At 40.7% G+C, this 18369-nt stretch carries 21 protein-coding genes and 1 other RNA gene; 7 read left to right on the top strand and 15 right to left on the bottom strand.

Features of this window, described 5'->3' with window-relative positions; all coding sequences use genetic code 11:
* Nucleotides 1-84: 84 nt before the first annotated feature.
* Nucleotides 85-1335, bottom strand: a complete 1251-nt coding sequence (locus E0H77_RS08380; protein WP_131376866.1) for a tyrosine-type recombinase/integrase — start codon at nucleotides 1333-1335, stop codon at nucleotides 85-87.
* Between the two features lie 180 nt (nucleotides 1336-1515).
* Nucleotides 1516-1874, bottom strand: a transfer-messenger RNA (tmRNA) gene (gene ssrA / locus E0H77_RS08375).
* Between the two features lie 315 nt (nucleotides 1875-2189).
* Here ssrA and E0H77_RS08370 point away from each other — a divergent pair.
* Genes E0H77_RS08370 through E0H77_RS08360 form a run of 3 tightly spaced genes read left to right on the top strand, consistent with a single transcriptional unit; the run spans nucleotide 2190 to nucleotide 4062 of the window.
* Nucleotides 2190-2990 (top strand): TonB family protein, encoded by an 801-nt coding sequence (locus E0H77_RS08370; RefSeq protein WP_131376864.1) that lies wholly within the window; start codon nucleotides 2190-2192, stop codon nucleotides 2988-2990.
* 35 nt (nucleotides 2991-3025) lie between these two features.
* Entirely contained in the window at nucleotides 3026-3658 is a 633-nt protein-coding gene (locus tag E0H77_RS08365; RefSeq protein ID WP_131376862.1) for a MotA/TolQ/ExbB proton channel family protein, read from the top strand.
* The gene (locus tag E0H77_RS08360) at nucleotides 3658-4062 is read left to right on the top strand and encodes an ExbD/TolR family protein (protein ID WP_045794682.1); all 405 of its coding nucleotides are present in this window, start codon (nucleotides 3658-3660) and stop codon (nucleotides 4060-4062) included. Before E0H77_RS08365 ends, E0H77_RS08360 begins: the two co-directional genes overlap by 1 nt.
* 41 nt (nucleotides 4063-4103) lie before the next feature.
* On the opposite strand, the gene msrA is transcribed toward E0H77_RS08360, so the two are convergent.
* Nucleotides 4104-4625: a peptide-methionine (S)-S-oxide reductase MsrA gene (msrA, locus tag E0H77_RS08355; protein WP_131376859.1), complete on the bottom strand. Its 522-nt coding sequence runs from the start codon at nucleotides 4623-4625 to the stop codon at nucleotides 4104-4106.
* A 28-nt stretch (nucleotides 4626-4653) separates the two neighbouring features.
* Nucleotides 4654-5109 (bottom strand): META domain-containing protein, encoded by a 456-nt coding sequence (locus tag E0H77_RS08350; RefSeq protein WP_131376857.1) that lies wholly within the window; start codon nucleotides 5107-5109, stop codon nucleotides 4654-4656.
* A gap of 244 nt (nucleotides 5110-5353) precedes the next feature.
* Here E0H77_RS08350 and E0H77_RS08345 point away from each other — a divergent pair, with 244 nt between their 5' ends.
* Nucleotides 5354-6109: an outer membrane protein gene (locus E0H77_RS08345; protein ID WP_131376854.1), complete on the top strand. Its 756-nt coding sequence runs from the start codon at nucleotides 5354-5356 to the stop codon at nucleotides 6107-6109.
* A 62-nt stretch (nucleotides 6110-6171) separates the two neighbouring features.
* Here E0H77_RS08345 and E0H77_RS08340 read toward each other — a convergent pair whose 3' ends face one another.
* The 5 genes from E0H77_RS08340 to lgt form a co-directional block, all read right to left on the bottom strand.
* A complete protein-coding gene (locus E0H77_RS08340) occupies nucleotides 6172-6684 on the bottom strand; it encodes a dihydrofolate reductase (RefSeq protein ID WP_131376851.1) in 513 nt (170 codons plus the stop codon).
* A complete protein-coding gene (gene thyA, locus E0H77_RS08335) occupies nucleotides 6681-7523 on the bottom strand; it encodes a thymidylate synthase (protein WP_131376848.1) in 843 nt (280 codons plus the stop codon). Before thyA ends, E0H77_RS08340 begins: the two co-directional genes overlap by 4 nt.
* Nucleotides 7524-7697: 174 nt before the next feature.
* Complete coding sequence (locus E0H77_RS08330; protein WP_131376845.1) at nucleotides 7698-8045, bottom strand: hypothetical protein; 348 nt, start codon at nucleotides 8043-8045, stop codon at nucleotides 7698-7700.
* 2 nt (nucleotides 8046-8047) lie between these two features.
* Nucleotides 8048-8425, bottom strand: a complete 378-nt coding sequence (locus tag E0H77_RS08325) for a hypothetical protein (protein ID WP_131376842.1) — start codon at nucleotides 8423-8425, stop codon at nucleotides 8048-8050.
* 88 nt (nucleotides 8426-8513) lie between these two features.
* Nucleotides 8514-9326: a prolipoprotein diacylglyceryl transferase gene (gene lgt, locus E0H77_RS08320; protein WP_131376839.1), complete on the bottom strand. Its 813-nt coding sequence runs from the start codon at nucleotides 9324-9326 to the stop codon at nucleotides 8514-8516.
* 96 nt (nucleotides 9327-9422) lie between these two features.
* Between lgt and E0H77_RS08315 the strand changes: the two genes are divergently transcribed.
* From E0H77_RS08315 to E0H77_RS08305, 3 genes are all read left to right on the top strand, one after another.
* A complete protein-coding gene (locus tag E0H77_RS08315; RefSeq protein WP_131376836.1) occupies nucleotides 9423-10205 on the top strand; it encodes an NRDE family protein in 783 nt (260 codons plus the stop codon).
* Nucleotides 10206-10554: 349 nt separating this feature from the next.
* Complete coding sequence (locus E0H77_RS08310; protein ID WP_323052938.1) at nucleotides 10555-11316, top strand: DMT family transporter; 762 nt, start codon at nucleotides 10555-10557, stop codon at nucleotides 11314-11316.
* 139 nt (nucleotides 11317-11455) lie between these two features.
* A complete protein-coding gene (locus E0H77_RS08305) occupies nucleotides 11456-12337 on the top strand; it encodes an AEC family transporter (RefSeq protein WP_131376833.1) in 882 nt (293 codons plus the stop codon).
* A gap of 32 nt (nucleotides 12338-12369) precedes the next feature.
* Here E0H77_RS08305 and rdgB read toward each other — a convergent pair whose 3' ends face one another.
* The 6 genes from rdgB to E0H77_RS08275 form a co-directional block, all read right to left on the bottom strand.
* Complete coding sequence (gene rdgB / locus E0H77_RS08300; protein ID WP_131376830.1) at nucleotides 12370-12999, bottom strand: RdgB/HAM1 family non-canonical purine NTP pyrophosphatase; 630 nt, start codon at nucleotides 12997-12999, stop codon at nucleotides 12370-12372.
* A 159-nt stretch (nucleotides 13000-13158) separates the two neighbouring features.
* Nucleotides 13159-13746 (bottom strand): tetratricopeptide repeat protein, encoded by a 588-nt coding sequence (locus E0H77_RS08295; protein ID WP_131376827.1) that lies wholly within the window; start codon nucleotides 13744-13746, stop codon nucleotides 13159-13161.
* The gene (gene metW, locus E0H77_RS08290) at nucleotides 13743-14336 is read right to left on the bottom strand and encodes a methionine biosynthesis protein MetW (RefSeq protein ID WP_045794671.1); all 594 of its coding nucleotides are present in this window, start codon (nucleotides 14334-14336) and stop codon (nucleotides 13743-13745) included. The genes E0H77_RS08295 and metW overlap by 4 nt, the downstream gene beginning before the upstream one ends.
* On the bottom strand, nucleotides 14336-15496 hold the full coding sequence (metX, locus tag E0H77_RS08285) for a homoserine O-succinyltransferase MetX (protein WP_131376824.1): 1161 nt from the start codon (nucleotides 15494-15496) through the stop codon (nucleotides 14336-14338). Before metX ends, metW begins: the two co-directional genes overlap by 1 nt.
* A gap of 85 nt (nucleotides 15497-15581) precedes the next feature.
* Nucleotides 15582-17279, bottom strand: coding sequence for a 2-isopropylmalate synthase (leuA, locus tag E0H77_RS08280; protein ID WP_131315100.1), 1698 nt, complete (start codon nucleotides 17277-17279; stop codon nucleotides 15582-15584).
* Between the two features lie 372 nt (nucleotides 17280-17651).
* A complete protein-coding gene (locus E0H77_RS08275; protein ID WP_131315101.1) occupies nucleotides 17652-18335 on the bottom strand; it encodes a Fe2+-dependent dioxygenase in 684 nt (227 codons plus the stop codon).
* Between the last annotated feature and the right edge of the window lie 34 nt (nucleotides 18336-18369).

Genomic DNA, 18369 nt, shown 5'->3' with positions numbered 1-18369 from the left:
CTTAGCATTTCCCCTGATTGATGTAAGTAATGCTTAACAACGCAGGCTGTACCGTAACGGCGCAGTCACGATAATTTTAAAATATCAGGCACTTTGAAATTGAATAACGGTTTCATCTGCTAGCTTATCAAGATGATCTGCATACCACTGCATCATAATTCTACGCTCATCAAAATGAGTCGCTTTATCATATACCGCCTTAACACCTTTTTTGCTGTGTGCTAAACAGGCTTCAACAACTTGAGGTTTATCACTAAACTTGTCATTTAATATTGTGCTAGCAATATGACGAAAGCCATGAGGATTTTGTTTATCTCCATAGCCAATTCTTCTCAATGCCATGATAAAGACTGTGTTTGATCTAGCCTTGGTTTTATCGTTTCTGTTTGGAAGTAAGAAGGATGAATAACCTGTAAGCTGCTTTAACTCCTGTAACAGTTCTACTGCTTGTTTAGGTAATGGGACTTTATGTTCCTTCTTGGTTTTCATTCGAATTGCAGGGATTAACCATACCTCAGCGTTTAGATCAAACTCATCCCATGCTGCTTCACGTAATTCACTTGGTCTACAAAACAGCATAGTCAGTAATTTGAGGGCAATTCTTGTATCTGTAGTTGGGTAGTGATTGATTGCTCTCAGTAACGATGGTAATTCATCACTATCGACATGTTTCATACTGTTGCCAACGTGTTTATCTAGGATTTTATGTAAGTTTGAAATAGGGTTAGACTCGATCTTTCCCAGCACTTCAGCATAGTCATAAATTTCTCTAACCAAAGCCCTGACTCGTTGCCCCATCTCTATAATCGGTTTACCAGTGCGAGGGTTAAGCTTGCCCTGTATTTCCTTAAATAAGCTAAGCCATTCCTGCTTTGTAATTTTACGATAATCACGTTTACCCATGACTGGGAATACATGGTTATTCAATGCACCAATATTTCTAGCTCTGGTCTCAGCTGTCCATTTCTTGATCGTATAGTAGTCTTCAGCAAGCTGGTTAAAGGTGAACGAGCCTTTTTCTACCTCAGCTTGTTTTGCTTCAGCTTTATGTACACGTGGGTCAATGCCCTGAGAAATTAACTTTCTTGCTTCATCAGCTTTTTGTCTTGCCCATTTCCCACCGACATTAGGATATTTGCCTAGCCCAAACCATGATGGTATCCCATTTGGCTTCCTATATCTGAGCTCCCATCGTTTATTGCCTGTGGGATTCACAACAAAATGAAGGTTTTCGCCATCATTGATTCTATATTCTTTTGATTCAGGTTCTAAGGACGAAAGAATTGTATCTTTCATTTTTAACTTATCTTTCTCTTTTAATTCCGTTCTTTTCATATTGATTCTTGTATGGTGGATTTTCTCTAACTCACACCATACACGCTACCATACAAAACTACAAGCTATAAGAAACTGCATATAACGTGATATATAGACGTAAAAAAAAGCCTAAATCATTGAGATTTAAGCTTAATTTACTTATATAACGTCATGTTGCGGTATACAAATTTAAGTATTTGGTGGAGATGGCGGGAGTTGAACCCGCGTCCGCCAGCATTACGCTCGAGAATACTACATGCTTAGATATCGTCTATTGTTTTAGCATTAAGTGACCCGACGAACAGGGTACAAAACGCGATCCTCTTAGTTTGGTATAAAGCCCCAAGGCTTGGCTTTATACGGACTTGTGTGCGTGCGCTTCAGTCGGACTCTCTAACCACAAGTATTCGGAGAGGCGGACAAGCTGCCCTTAGGCAGCTAGAGCGTATGATTCGTCGTTTGCGACTAAAAAATGCAAATTTGATTTACGAGAGAAAATGCGCTCTCGGCATGCATCTATGAGTTTCATCACCAGCGTCGAAGCCAAGAACATCCCCATGATGGTCTGTGAATTATAACATAACAATCGAAGAACTGATAATTTTTATTATATTCAGCCATCCTTGCATGATGATCAAGAATCGATTTATTACATAAATCGATTGGAAAAATAATAATTACGTTATAATATAACAAATATTAAGGCGTTTTTATTGCCAAATTTTTATGATTTATTTAGAGGCGAATAAATTGTGAAAAGAGGTTGAAAATGAAAACACTTCTCATTTATTATATTGAGACTTAATCGTTCAACTCGATAGTTGTGATTTATCTATCACGATAAGTCATACGCCACAGGTTATAGTTGTGTTATGAGTCATTCTCCTGCATTGAATTTAGATCCTCATCCTAGTGATCGTATGAAAAAGAAAATACTTGCGACATTTATTGCCGTTGTGGTTGGACATATCGGCGTATTTTGGGCGTTGGGTCAAATGAAAATTCAGGATTTAAAGCCAGTTCATAAACCACCACTACAAGTACGTTTTGTTAAAATTCAACAACCTTCCAAGCCGTTGCCTCCAAAACCAAAAGAAAAACCGAAGCCACAGGAAAAACCAAAAGAGGTCAAGGAAGTTAAAATTGTTGAAAAACAGCTGCCTCCACCACCTAAAAAAGTTGAAAAAATTCAACAGGTCAAGACACAAGCACCAAAGCATGCTGTAGAGCAACCTGTTGTGAAAGCTTCACCTGCACCTGTAGTCACCACGACAAAATCCACCATTACTAAAGTTGCACCACAGTCTGCTCCTCAACCAGTTGCACCTCAGCCCAGCGCTCCTGCTGCTGATCCATCGCCAAAAACGGTGAGTATTGGGGGAGGTTCTGGTGTCGAATGGAAATATGGGCCAGATAGGATTACACGTGGATTAAATGAAGTTGTAGAAGATTTTTTAAATAGTAATACTGACGATAGCCTAAAAGGTACTTTTGTCATAAAGCTAAGAATACATGCAACGGCAAAAGGTACGATCACTGATGTTGAAATTATTAAGTCATCAGGAAATAGTAAGTTGGATCAAATGGTGAAACGTTATATTTCAAGACAGAGCTTTAAACCTTATGCGCATGATTTTATTGCACCTCAACCTTTTGCATTAAATCTGAATTAAATTTACGGCTAATTTATGAAATCAGGAGTTCGAGCATGAACTTTTCAATCTACTGGCAAAATGCTGATGCAGTAAGTAAAACGCTGTATTTTGTACTCATTGTAATGTCGATTACAACGTGGACGGTTTTTGCCTTGCGTTTAATGGGTACACGTCACCTTAAACAACAAGCATATGCTCAACTCGAACAAGCGTTGACCAAGCTTAAAGCTAAACTTGCACCTTTGGCATTTGATCAGCGTAAAGCAGTTGCCGAACAAGCTTTACTGCGTCAAATTTCTGAAGAAAAAACTTCAGCAGAAAAAGGTGTTGCTGTTCTGGGAACGATTGCTTCAATCGCACCATTTGTAGGGCTATTTGGTACGGTTTGGGGGATTTTTCACGCGTTAGCGGCTGTTGGTCGTAGTGGGCAAGCTGGTTTGGCGCAGGTTGCAACGCCAGTGGGCGAAGCACTGATCATGACAGGGTTAGGGCTGGGGGTTGCGATTCCTGCGGTACTTGCATATAACATTTGTGTTCGTGCTAACCGCTCTTTAGCCCATGCGCTACAAGATAAAGCACATACTTTGCTGATTGACACCATGTTGCAACAAGATTCTGCGACACAAAGCAATACTGCAAATGCTGCCAAAACAGCTCAACAAAATTATGCTGGAGGTCAGGCATAATGGCTTTTCAATTGGGTGAAGATCACGATACTGGCATGAATGAGATGAACCTCATTCCGCTAATCGATATTATGCTGGTGTTGATGATTATTTTCTTGGTGACAGCAACCGTTGCGAATCCATCGATTCCTTTGACTTTACCCAAGACCACAGCGCAAATTACCACACCTCCACCTCAGGCAATTACCATCAGTATTAATGCTAAAGGTGAAGTGGCATGGAATGATCAAATGATCAGTTTAGATGATTTGTCTCAGCGTTTTCATGCTGCAGGTCAACAAGCACAAAAACCAACTGTACAATTACGTGCTGATAAACAATCACGCTACGATACAGTGGCACAAGTCATGTCACGTGCCAGCGAAGCTGGGTTGAGTGATATTGCTTTCGTCAGTGAAAACTAAATCATGCTGAGATAAAAAAAGCGACATTGAAGTCGCTTTTTTTATGCTTTGAGCAAACTTTGAAACTTACTACGTAATTTATTTAACTTTGGGGGAATGGCAAAATTGCAGTAGCCTTGGCTTGGATTTTTAGCATAGTAATTTTGATGATAATCTTCGGCAGCATAGAAAATTGGTGCAGCCGTTAATTCGGTTACCACTTGAACACCTTCTGCTTTGAGCTCATCAATAAACTGTTTAGCCTGCTGTTTTTGCTCATTATTATAGTAGTAAATCACTGAACGATATTGTGTACCAATATCATTGCCCTGACGGTTTAAGGTCGTTGGATCATGTGTTGCAAAAAATACAGTCAATAAATCAGTGTAACGGACTTGTTCTTCATCAAAATCAATTTTTACAACTTCTGCATGTCCAGTATTGCCACTGCATACCGCTTCATAGCTCGGTTCAACGAGATGACCACCTGCATAACCACTGGTTACCTGTATAACACCGCGTAACTGTAAAAAAACGGCTTCAACACACCAAAAACAGCCACCACCAAATAACGCCTGTTGCATATCTAGATCCTTAAATGAACTTAAAACATTAGTGATTTTGAGAATGTAATTCCATAATTACATGGTTAGATTGATCTTTTAATTTTAAGATTTGTTTTTCTACACTAAAGCTTGTCACTTTTACTAATGCTAAATGAAATTGATCACTGATTTGCATATTGCCTACACACATCATTTTGGTTGATGCTAGAGGGCTGAAGTGCAAATGATTGCCTTGCAACTGATAACTCCCAAAAAAACGGTTACAGCCATCGCTACCTTTGACCTGTTGGCTATTCGCATCAAAACTTAAAGAAGGTTGATGAGCGAGTTCATCAGCAGAAAGAGTATGCCCTTGAATATGTGTGACTTGCCAAATTACCTGCTTTGCTTGAAGCTCCTGCTGTTGTTGCAAAATACTTGCTGAAGGTTGGTAAGGTAAGCTTGAACATGCTGAAATGACACCCAAGCTGGTAAAAAGAGTCAATAAAATAAGTTTTTTCATTACAGTAGTTTAATCCTATTTAAGCTATTTTTTTAAGTATATTTTTTAAAAATGCGACTAAAAAGTATTATATGAGATGAATTATGTTTATAAAAAGTAAAATGTGACACAGGTCTTATAATTTAAATTTCACGTGAATTTTTTGCAAAACCTTTAAAAAGTGTGATTTATGTGTTGATTTGTATCGTTTTGTTATAATAGACTGAATTATATTCAAAACAAAGATCTTAAAAAGGAATGATTTATGAAAAAAAGTACAATTTTGATTGGGGCATTAGCAACTGCAATTACTGTTCCTGCTTTAGCAGCGGATGGCGTGTTAAAAGATGCATATGTATCTGCAAAAATTGGGGCAAATATTACTGATTTAGATCCTAATCATTTAAATTATAATAGTGATGCCAATTATTTTTCATATCCAACTAGCGGCTCTGTTTTTGGTATGTCAAATAGTCAAAAAACATTAGTTTCTGGTGCTGTGGCCTTTGGTTGGAACTTAGAACCAAGCTTGCATGTACCTGTACGTACAGAACTAGAATATTCAGCACAAGAAGATCATAAATTTGTTAGTAAAACAGCTATTTATTTTAATCCATTTTATTTAAAAGATTCTGTGAAGTTGCAGCAACAGTCAATGATGTGGAATACATACTTTGATTGGAAAAACTCAAGTAAGTTTACGCCATATTTTGCAGTGGGTGTTGGCGCGACCCGTATTCATGCAAATGGCAAACTTTCTGATAATTCTGTATCAGGTACATTTTCTGAAGATTTTGCAGCAACTTCCAAAACTGATTTTAACTTTATTTGGTCTGTTGGTGTAGGTACTTCTTACGCAATTACTCCAAATTTAGCAGCCGATCTTTCTTACAAATATATAGATTCAGGAAAATTAAAGCTTAATTATAGTTCTTCTAATGGACCTTATACGGGAACTCAAGAATCAAGTTATGATCTACGTGCACATAATTTTGCATTGGGTCTACGTTACTCATTCTAATTTGAGTTTGTAGCATCTAGAAGTAAAAGAGGAACAAATTGATTTGTTCCTCTTTTTTTGACTTATTTTGTATAAGTTGCAAACTCAAAAGCAACGCCCGATTGTTCATCGATATGCTTTTCACTACGAACCTTATGAAATTCATGTGGAATTTCAGGGTAGTAGGCATCGCCTTGTACATCAAGCTCAACATGAGTTAATTCTAAACGATCTGCAATTTGCATGGTTTGAGTAAAAATTTCCCCACCACCAATCACAAAAATACTTTCAGGTTTTTCACTTGCAGCCACATCTGTCAGCGCTTGAGCCAATGCATCTTCAATGCTATGTGCTACTTTAACCTTGTCAAAAGACCATGATGTATCGCGAGTAATCACCCAGTTCACACGTTTAGGTAATGCGCGTCCCATGGACTCGAGGGTTTTACGCCCCATCACGACCACACCACCTTGAGTAATGGCTTTAAAGTGCTTTAAATCTGCGGAAATATGCCAAGGCAGGGCATTGCCTTTACCAATACAGCGTTGTTGATCCATCGCTACGACATGGACGACCTCGATTCCTTGAAAACTCATACAGCCACCGGTGCTTTAATTGCAGAATGTGATTGATAATTAACAATTTCGATATCTTCAAATTTGAACTCAAAAATATCTTGAATTTCAGGGTTGAGCTTAAGCTGGCACAGTGGTAATGGTTCACGTGTTAACTGTAGACGAGCTTGTTCAAAGTGGTTGGCATATAAATGCGTATCGCCACCAGTCCAGACAAAGTCACCAACACCTAGACCACAGACTTGAGCCACCATATGGGTCAGTAGGGCATAGCTAGCAATATTAAATGGCACGCCCAAGAACACATCGGCACTACGCTGATATAACTGACAAGACAGTTTGCTATCTTGTACAAAGAACTGGAACAAGGTGTGACATGGCGGTAAAGCCACTTGTCCAGCTTCTTGCGGATTCCAGCCTGAAACAATCAGGCGACGTGAATTTGGGTTGGTTTTGATTTCATTAATCAACCACTGAATTTGGTCAAAGCCATCTTTTTGATAACTGCCATCGGTATTTTTAGTTGCGCCAAAGTTACGCCATTGATGTCCGTACACAGGGCCGAGTTCACCTTCAGGGCGACCAAAACGTGCGGTTTGTTCTGCTGTTGCCCATTCATCCCAAATGGTGACTTTGTTGTCTTGTAAGTACTGGACGTTGGTATCGCCTTTTAAAAACCACAACAATTCAATGGCAATCGAGCGGAAATGAACTTTTTTGGTGGTCAGTAAGGGAAACCCTTGATTGAGGTCAAAACGCATTTGATGACCAAATACAGAACGTGTCCCTGTCCCTGTACGGTCGCCTTTGTCGCCACCGTTGTCCAGAATGTGCTGTAGTAGATCAAGATACGCTTTCATAAAATTCCTATAGAGCTGAAATGTTACGACCTGATGTGTCGTACTGTGGCAGGTTGAGGATTTTACCCTAATATAGAACCTTGAATAATGTTTTTTAGCAAAAATGCCGATGGCTCTATCATTCTGATCATATCAAAAACCTATGCCGATTACATTGGGTCATTCTTGGTTTAATCAGTCAAAGCGTTTAGCTCGATTTTGATAAATTGACATAATAAATAGACCCAAAATCATAAAGCCCAATCCTTGACCACCCCATGCCCAAAGCGCATTGCTCGGTTGTAAACCAAGTGCAGTCAAGCAGCCGACAGGTAAAATCCAGACCAGTAATTTGGTATACGTGCGGCGCGCACCAAATTGATAAATCAAATGCATAAAAACCCCAACAGCAACACAGATTCCGACCCAAATAGAAGGTAGGGCCGACACTTTAGACAGTAAAATAGTCATCACACAAATAGCGATGGTGATGGTGAGTTTAACGTTGCGGGTACAGCGCTCAGAATACCAAAATTGCAGCATAATTAAGATTCAGTTGAAGTAGGTTTTGACAAACGTGCCAGTGGTGAAAAAATAAAAACGCTCAGTGCCATAAAAGCCAGCCCTTGAACGCCTAAAATCAGTAAATCATCCATGGTTTTCATAAACAACACTGCCAAAATCAGTGCGAGTGGAATCCATGTAAACACCCGAAATAAAAAACGGCTTGGGTCATTTTTTGCAATTTGCAAACGCGCATAACGACAAATCAAAAACACCAATCCTGTACCTGTAAACATCAGAATCACCGCAGAGGGTAGTGGTTTATACAGATATAGACCCACAGCGATTGCAATCGTAAGCAATAAAATCAGAATTTTACGTGCAAGTGTGGTGGTGGGTTCAAACCAAAATTCGAGCATATTGTGTTGAAAAAATGACGAAGGAGATGCCGCACTTTAGCATAAAAAAAGGGACTTTCGTCCCTGATTGCATGAGGTGACTCTGCTTTTATTTATTGAGTGTCCAGTCATAAATTTTACGCTGATAAGCAAATGCTAAGAGCAGTAAGCCCGCAATAATCATTGGGAAAGACAGCATTTGTCCTTTGGTCACCCAACCGAGCAAAATAAAGCCCTGATCTGCATCGGGTTCGCGGAAAAATTCCATAAAGAAACGTGACAAGCCATAACCTATAAGAAACAGGGCAGATACCGCCATACGTGGGCGTGGCTTGCTGCTAAACCACCATAAAATAATAAATAACAATAGACCTTCACACAGTGCTTGGTAAATTTGCGAAGGATGGCGCACCAAATGCAATGGGTCGGTTGGGAAGATCATGCCAAAAGGATAATTGGGGTCAGTTACAGGGCGACCATATAATTCACCGCCAATAAAATTACCAATCCGTCCAAACATTAAGCCTGTTGGGACACATGGCGCAATAAAGTCCATGGTTTGAAACCAGGTTTTTTGGTATTTTTTACACCACAGCAGCATGGCGACCATCACACCAATAAAACCGCCGTGGAAGCTCATACCACCCGTCCAGACCTGAAACAACCAAGTTGGGTTGGCGAGAAATTTATCAAATTCATAGAACAACACATAACCGACCCGACCACCGAGCACGACACCTAAAGCACCATAAAAAACCAGATCAGATACCATCTCGGCTGTCCAGTCGGTACGTTGTTTTGCCCGATAGTTGGCAAGTCCCCATGCACATAAAAATGCCAAGAGGTACATTAATCCATACCAGTGTACTTTGAGCGGGCCAAGCTCAATCGCAATTGGATTGATGTTGGGATAGGTCAGCATGACTATTCCTTTCATTTCTGTATGTTTGGCAAGATTCTAGCCGATAAACCTTAAAAATGTTGTACATTCAATGTGTAAAGATACAAAGGATCTGTTATGTGTATTGTGGCGCTGGCATGGCAAGTGGTGGAAGGTTTACCTATATGTTTATTGTCCAATCGGGATGAGTTCTATATCCGCCCAACCCAGTCCTTACGACACTGGCAATATAGTCCGATTATCGCAGGGCAGGACTTGCAGTCGGGTGGAACATGGATGGGCATCACCGAAACGGGGCGCTGGGCAGTAATCACCAATTATCGGGATGCTTCAGATCAGCGAACTTATCCGACTTCACGCGGTGAAATTGTGGCAGATTATTTGGCATTAGATTTACCACCGATTCGTTTTGCCCAGCAATTGGAGCAACGACAGCAAGATTACGCAGGGTTTAACCTGATTGTGGGTGATCGGCAACAAGCCGTATATATGAGTAATCGAGGCGAAGCACCACAGGTATTGGCGCATGGTGTGTATGTGATGTCCAATGGCCTCATGTCGGAGCATTGGGCGAAAAACCAGCATTTGCGTCAGCGTTTTGTACAAGAATTTTTGCCACTCTTGGCTTTGCCTGATGTATCCGAATCAGACTTGCAACAGGTGGCTTGGGACATATTAGAAGATCAGCGTCAGCGCTTGCCTGAACAGTTGCCGCAGACAGGCATTGCTCAGGAGCTGGAACAGCTACTGTCATCGACTTTTATTACCAGTCCCGACTATGGCACACGCTGTTCCAATTTTTTGCGCTGTTTTCAGCAGCATGCTGTCTGGTTGGAAAAAACTCAGCAAGGGTCACAGCAAGGAAATATTCAACGTATCGAGTTTAGGTACTCTGGTTGATTCAGCTTGATGAAATGCAGAGAGGTGATTCAAATGTGCCCGTGATTTATGTCTGTAAATATATATTTTCAGAATGATTCCGATCTGATTTTTTGTAATGTATAAGTTAAAACAAAAGTTAAAAATGAAAATTCATAGAATACATTGAGCAGTTAGATCAATTTGTTTTAAAGATCATCAATGATTTTATTGGAAATAAATGCTGTTATTTCTGGGTGGAAATTTTTATATATATACTCAAATAGCTGTCATCAATAAGGATATTGACGATGATGTGGGGAAAAATCGCACTTGCGATGAGTGCATTTGCAGCCAATTCAATTTTTGTCGTTTGGCATTAGCAGGCCGAATGATTGACCCATACAGTTTTAGCATCATCCGGATCGTCAGTGCGGCAGTGGTACTGGCATTGCTGCTTGGTTCAGTAGAAAAACTCAAACCCCAACGAGAAAATTGGAAAGGCGGATTGTGCTTAACAGGCTACATCTTGGCATTTTCAGTCGCTTATATGCAACTTGATGCAGGTTTAGGCGCACTGCTGCTGTTTGGTACAGTGCAAATTTCTATGGCGTTGTATGCGGTATATAAAGGTGAAAAAGTCACGTGGTTCAGAGGGATAGGCTTGTCGGTTGCTTTTTTCGGTATTTTACTGCTCTTTTTACCTGCGACACATGCACCATCTTTATTTTATGCGGCCATGATGATATTGGCGGGGTTAAGCTGGGCGGCATATAGCCTGATTGGAATGTCAACAGATCAACCTATAGTGATGACTTATAACAACTTTATTTGGGCAATCCCGATCTGTTTGCTATTGAGTTTAGCCCAAATGCCAAATCTATATATGCATTGGAATGGTCTGGTTTTAGCCATAATTTCGGGTGCATTCACCTCGGGTCTGGCTTATGTACTCTGGTATGATTTACTGAAACATCTTGATCGGATGACGGCAAGCACCTTGCAGTTGAGTGTCCCGTGTTTGGCATTGCTGGCAGGCGTGATTTTTCTCAATGAAACTTTGAGTTTACGCATGCTGTTTGCCACAATTATGGTCTTGAGTGGTATTGGTCTGCTGATTTTTTCGGGGCATAAAATCGCTAAAAATGACTAAGTTTATCGAGTGTTTATGGTCGAGTAGATATTTATTCTAATCAGGATGCTAGATTTGCTTTTATTGGAACTTTCTAGTAATTTCAGAAAGTGCTTTTATCGACACCGAGGCATAAAACACACAGAATAAGGAGATCAGGGTGAGTCTAGTTTTACCAACATTGGCATTTATATTTGGTTGGCTCACCGCATCATGGAAATCTGCTGAAGCGCTGAAAGTATTTTGTTCTCGTATTCTGGCACGATTTTTTATCCCTTTTGTGATTATTTACAACATGGTTTACTACCAGACAGGTAGTTTAAGCCTGATGCTATTTAGCTTTAGCTCAGCCTTATTGGTGTACCTGGGGTTTGTTTATTTCTTTAAAGATCGGCTGATTTCACTCTGTGCCAGTTATGTCAATTTAGCATGGCTGGGTTTTCCATTTGCCTTGGCGATTTTTGGGCATCAGATCAGTTCTGCCATGATTGCACTTTATGTTGGCGGCTCATTGTTTGGCAATATTTGGGCTGTCTCTGCGGTCAGTTCAGCACCGCAAAATACAGCCAGTTTAATGAAAAAAGTGTCGTTGTCACCGCCAGTGATTGCCTTAATCATTTCAGCGATTTTGCGGTTATTACACGTACAAAACTTTCCAGAACCAAGTTGGGTGCTGCATTTGTATCAGTTTGCCAAAGTGGGCATGGTCTTCACTGGCATGTGTGTACTGGGGATGTGGCTTAGGCATACTCAAGTGGCAAAAGCTGATCTGTGGCATAGTCTTCGCGTGATGTTACCGAAGTTGGTATTTGGGGCAATCATTTGTAGCGTGAGTTATTTCTACATTCCCGTTGAAACCTTTAAAGAATATATCGGGTTAATGTTCTTTTTATTTTGTTTACCTCCTGCAGCGAATATTGTGGCACTTGAAACCCATTATCAGGGCACTGGGTATTCGGCACGTTATATTGCGGCAGGAACGATTGTCAGTATTGGTATAATTTTACTTTACGGACTCATATGGCGGCTACTCAAGGGCTGAAGCTGAGCTTAACCCTTGAATTGATTGGTGATTTAAACTTGAGTCAGGCTTTGGCGGAACAGTTGCATGGCTTGACCACGGTGACTGATCTGGTTTTTCTCGGCTTTAGTCAGTTCAGCACTACTTTTTCCAAGTTCTGGTAGCCAGAACAATGGGTCGTAACCAAAGCCATTTTCACCCCGTACAGCATCTAAAATTTCACCTGTCCAGATGCCTTGGAAAATTTTGGGTAAAGGATCTTCGGCATGTTCAACCAAAGCTAGTACACAGACAAACATGCCTTCAATTGCTTGACCTTCTTGACGAAAAGCGTGTAAGTCACTCAGTAATTTTTGGTTATTGGCAGCATCATTGCCATGTTCACCTGCATAGCGTGCCGAATAAATACCAGGCGCACCGCCAAGTATAGGTACACAAATGCCTGAATCATCCGCCAAGGCTGGTTTACCTGAAATTTTTGCAGCATGACGCGCTTTAATAATGGCATTTTCAACAAAACTTAAGCCATCTTCGACCGCATCTTCAATATTTAGGCGACCTTGAGGAATAATTTCAATGGGTAAATTAAGCTGCTGGAATAGCGTTTCAAATTCGGCAACTTTGCCTTTATTGTTACTTGCAAGTACCAATTGACCCGCATTGAGCCATGAAGGAGTAGACATAATCAATCATCAAAATTTAGCAAAACATGGGCAGAATTATGCCGAGTTTGCCGATGAAAAACAAAAGATAATATGACAGGACAAAGATAAGACAAAGCGTAGGAGAGTCTGCGTAGAATCACAGGGCATTTGGGTTGTCCCTGTGATTCGTTTCAAGCATTATTGTGCTTGAATCCATTTGTCAGCGCGGTCAACTGCCTGACGAATTTGTTCAGGCGTTAAGTTGGCTGCCAAAGCAGTTTTCTTGGTTTGTGACATATCAATCACTCTATTGTCTAACATACCATCACGGGTTGAAAGTTCGTACCATTGGTATGCATTAACATAGTTTTTATTGTGTTCTTCAATGAGCGCCAAGTTGAAGCTGGCACGGTTATCGCCGTGGCTGGCTGCTTTTTCAAGGTATTGACGTCCCAATTTTTCATTTTGACTTGTACCAATGCCTTCAACCAACATACGACCCACATTGAGCTGAGCCGCAGAAACACCCTGGTCGGCTGCTTTTTTATACCAAGTAAATGCCTGTTTTGGGTCTTTAGAAACTTCACGACCATATTGATAACGGGTTGCAACATAAAATTGTGCTGCAGCTTGACCGGCTTTCGCTTCATTCAGCAATTCATTAAAGCTCATGGCCGAATAACGTGCGGCCAAAGCCGATGTTGATTGCTGTGATGGTAGGTAATCAGCATGAACCTGAGTACTTAAAATACCAAACAAAATGGTGCTAAAGAATACTTTTTTCATAGGGCGCTTACTCGATAAATTGCGACTTCACCAAACAAATTTGGAATGTGTTTACTGAGTAAACTATCTTGTTGATTCCCATTTACGGCGAGTCGATTAATAATCCTAATCTGATTTTCAGCACATAGGGCTTCAAAATCACGGAAAGTACATAAATGAATATTTGGCGTGTTGTACCACATGTAAGGTAATGTTTCAGAAACAGGCATCATTCCTTTAAGTGCAAGAAAAGAACGAGTCTTCCAATGCGCGAAGTTTGGAAAAGTAATAATCGCCTGTTTGCCCACACGCACCATATCTCTTAAAAGAACATCAGGTGCATCAACCGCTTGCAACGCTTGTGCCATAACAACATAGTCAAAAGACTGGTCGGCAAAGCGGTGTAAACCTAGGTTGAGGTCTTGTTGTATAATATTTAACCCTCGACTGATCGCAATTGCAATCTTTTCTTGGTCAATTTCTAGTCCGTATGCACGAATTTGATGTTTTTTACTCATGTGAGCCAAAAGCTCACCATCACCACAGCCCAGATCAAGCACACTTGAACCTGGTTTGATCCATTTTTCTGCGAGTTGCTGATCTAAACGCATTACACGGTCTCCTGTGGAGTACTTGCCAGATGTTCTTCGCCACCTAAAAAGGCTCGGAGGGTTTTAACATATAGTGGAATCGGGAACAAGAATGAGTCATGACCTTGTTCAGCCTCAATATCGAGGTAGCTGACAGGTTTGTGATTGGTGATGAGAGCATTGACAATTTCCTGAGAACGCTCAGGACTAAAACGCCAGTCAGTAGTAAAGGACACCACCAAGAAACGGCACTGGGTATTTGCCATGGCTTTGGTCAATGAAGATTCATATTCACGTGAAGGATCAAAATAATCTAACGCTTTGGTCATAATCAGGTATGTGTTGGCATCGAAGTTGCGGCTAAACTGCTCGCCCTGATAACGCAAATAACTTTCGACCTGAAATTCGACATCGAAACCATACATGAATTTGCCTGACTTCAAGTCACGACCAAATTTCTGTTTCATGGCTTCTTCAGACAAATAGGTAATATGTCCGACCATACGCGCCAAAATCAGACCACGTTTTGGGTAGCTATCATGCTCTAAATAACGTCCGTTATGGAAATCTGGGTCAGATAAAATTGACTGACGTGCAACTTCGTTAAAGGCAATATTTTGCGCTGAAAGTTTTGGAGCGCTGGCAATAATGACACAGTTTTTTAAACGATCTGGATAATCCACTGACCATTGTAAGGCTTGCATACCGCCTAAAGAGCCGCCAATAATGGCATACCAAACCGAAATACCTAAACGGTCAGAAAGCATGACCTGAGTTTTGACCCAGTCCCGAACCGTGACTAATGGAAAATCTGGGCCATACGGTAGATTGTCATTTTCTGGGTTAGGAGAAATAGGGCCTGTTGAGCCATTGCAACCTCCAATATTGTTGAGTGCAATAACACAAAACTTGTTAGTATCAATCGCTTTGCCTGGCCCAATACAAGCATCCCACCAGCCCGCTTTTTTATCATCTTCATGATGATAACCAGCAGCATGATGATGGCCAGAGAGTGCATGGCAAATCAAGATTGCATTGGATTTTTCCGCATTTAACGTACCATAAGTTTCAACCATAAGATCAAAACGAGGTAAGATTCGACCACATTCCAGTTGGAGTGGTTGTTCGAATTGGTACTTTTGCGGGACGACCAAACCTACAGAGTCAGCTGAAAAAGACACGAGTGCAAATCGCCTTATATTTTGGAATTATGAAAAAATAAAAGGATACCAACTTGGGTATCCTTTTAAAATGTTTTTTTTAAGATTAAACAGCTTCAGAAATAATATCGCTGGTGCTAAGCAAGCCTTGTTCAATCAAGCTATTGGTACAAGCAAAGATGGCTTCAATTGATGATGTGACTGTGTTGTCATGAATACCTGCGCCAAATGCACTTTTACCTGTGCCTTTAACTTGTAATTCAACTAAAGTAAGCGCTTTAGCATGTGCGCCTGAACCGATACTGCGTTCTTCATAGTTCAAGACATCAATCGGCAATTGAAGTGCATTGACAATTGCAGAAATTGGGCCATTACCTTCACCACGTAAATGCTGAGTTTCGCCGTCTATATCAATTTCAACATCAATAATCTGATTGCCATTTTCATCAGACAATTTGTAGTTTTTAGCGACGTAATTCTTATCTTTAATGCTTACATAAGTTGTTTTGAACAAGCTCCAGATTTCATCTGCTGAAATTTCTTTGGCAGTTGCATCCGTATGCTGTTGAACTACTTGGCTAAATTCAATTTGCAAGCGACGCGGTAACACCACGTTGTAGTTCGATTCAAGCAAGTAAGCAATACCGCCTTTACCTGACTGGCTATTGACACGAATCACAGCATCATAGTCACGTCCCAAGTCTTTTGGATCGATTGGCAAGTAAGGCATATCCCAGATTTCTTCGTTTTTCTGGAATTCAAAGCCTTTTTTGATCGCATCTTGGTGAGAACCTGAGAATGCTGTAAATACCAAGTCACCTGCATAAGGGTGACGTGGATGAACTGGCAAACCTGTACATTCTTCAACAGTTGCAATAATTTCATTAATGTTGGAGAAGTCCAAGTGTGGTGAAACGCCTTGCGAGTACATATTTAATGCCATTGCTGCAACGTCAACGTTACCTGTACGTTCACCATTGCCAAATACACAGCCTTCTACGCGGTCAGCGCCTGCCATAATTGCAAGTTCAGATGCTGCAATTCCACAGCCACGGTCATTGTGACAGTGAACTGAAATCAACACGCCGTCACGACGCGCAATATTGCGGTGCATCCATTCGATCTGGTCGGCATAGACATTTGGTGTCGACACTTCAACGGTTGCAGGTAAGTTTAAAATCACTTTATTGTCTGGGCGTGCATCCCAAATTTCAGTGACCGCATCACAAACATCTTTGGCAACTTCTAACTCGGTTGCAGAGAAGCATTCTGGGCTATATTGGAAAACCCACTCAGTTTCTGGTTGTTTTGCTGCATATTCTTTGACTTTTTCCGCAGCATTTATTGCAAGCTGTTTTGCTTTTGCAATATCGACATTTAATACCTTGTTACGGAAGGTTGGTGAATTGGCATTATAAATATGCACAATCGCACGTTTTGCACCTTCAAGCGCTTCAAAAGTACGTGAAATTAAATGATCACGTGCCTGAACCAAAACTTCGATGTAGACATCATCTGGGATATGGTTTTCTTCAATCAACTTACGTGTGAAATCAAAGTCAATCTGCGATGCAGAAGGAAAGCCAATTTCAATATGCTTAAAGCCAATTTTCACCAACATTTCAAACATTTTGAATTTTTGTTCAAGGTTCATTGGTTCAAAAATTGCTTGGTTACCATCACGAAGGTCAGTACTCATCCAAATAGGGGCTTGGGTAATTTCCTTATTTGGCCATTGGCGATCAGGTAAATCGACGCGCTGGTACATACGACGGTATTTTTTGCTTGGGTCAGCCAACATCATGGGGATAGCTCCTTGCATAGCAGCATATGCCGAGGGGTAATTGGGCAATCTACTATATTATTTTGTGTCTAAACGAAGTGAATTCAACTATATTTCAGTTTTTTGCACTGAATGAGCAAATAAAATTTATATGCGCGCGTAGCGCAGTTCAAACCACAGGGCAGATGCTATCGCAAACAACATTGGCATAATACCTCGGGTACAATTACTCAATATCTTCATTATAATCCTGCTGTATAAAAAATATTTTTCGTTTTTTGCGAAATCTCAGCATATGCTGGAATTTTTTTTCATATACAAGATGAAAAATGCAAAATAAATCTAATTCTAAATAAATCCATGCTGATATTTTCGAGCCTTTGTACTGGAAAACTAGAGTTCTGCCCACATGCGAATCAGGTTGTGATAAATGTTGGTGAGCTTCATCACTTCAGCATGAGCATCGCCATGTACAGCACGTAGTGTACGAATACTCTCATCCAGATTAAATAGCAAATGCCGTTTGCTGTCTTCACGAATTAAGCTTTGCACCCAAAAGAATGAGGCAAAACGTGTGCCACGGCTAATGGTACTGACTTCATGCAAGCTGGTCGATGGATACAACACCACGTCGCCCGCAGGCAATTTCACTTCATGATAACCGTAAGTGTCTTCAATCACCAAGTCACCACCATCATATTCATCTGGCTCACTTAAAAACAGCGTACAAGATAAATCGGTGCGGATCTGGTGACTCGTTCCACGAATCAGGCGAATCGAGTTGTCAACGTGAAAACCGAAAGTTTCGCTTTCATCATAACGGTTAAATAGAGGCGGAATAATATGATGGGGGAGTGCAGCTGCTTGGAAAATCGGGTTTTTCCAAATCGCTTGAATCACTCGCTCACTTAATGCATGAGTCAGTGGATCTTGTTCGGAGAGCTGCTGATTGCGCTTGACTGAGGCAGACAATGTACCTGCTGTCACTTTACCACCGACCCAGTTGGCAGTTTGCATCAGGCGACGAAATTCTGCGACTTCTTCTTTTGATAATACGTTTGGAATATGATGAATCATAATAACTCGATACGTTGTTCAAAAATAAAAAAGA

Source organism: Acinetobacter brisouioides, from assembly GCF_004331075.1.
Taxonomy (GTDB): domain Bacteria; phylum Pseudomonadota; class Gammaproteobacteria; order Pseudomonadales; family Moraxellaceae; genus Acinetobacter.
This window is presented reverse-complemented; position numbering and strand designations above follow the sequence as displayed.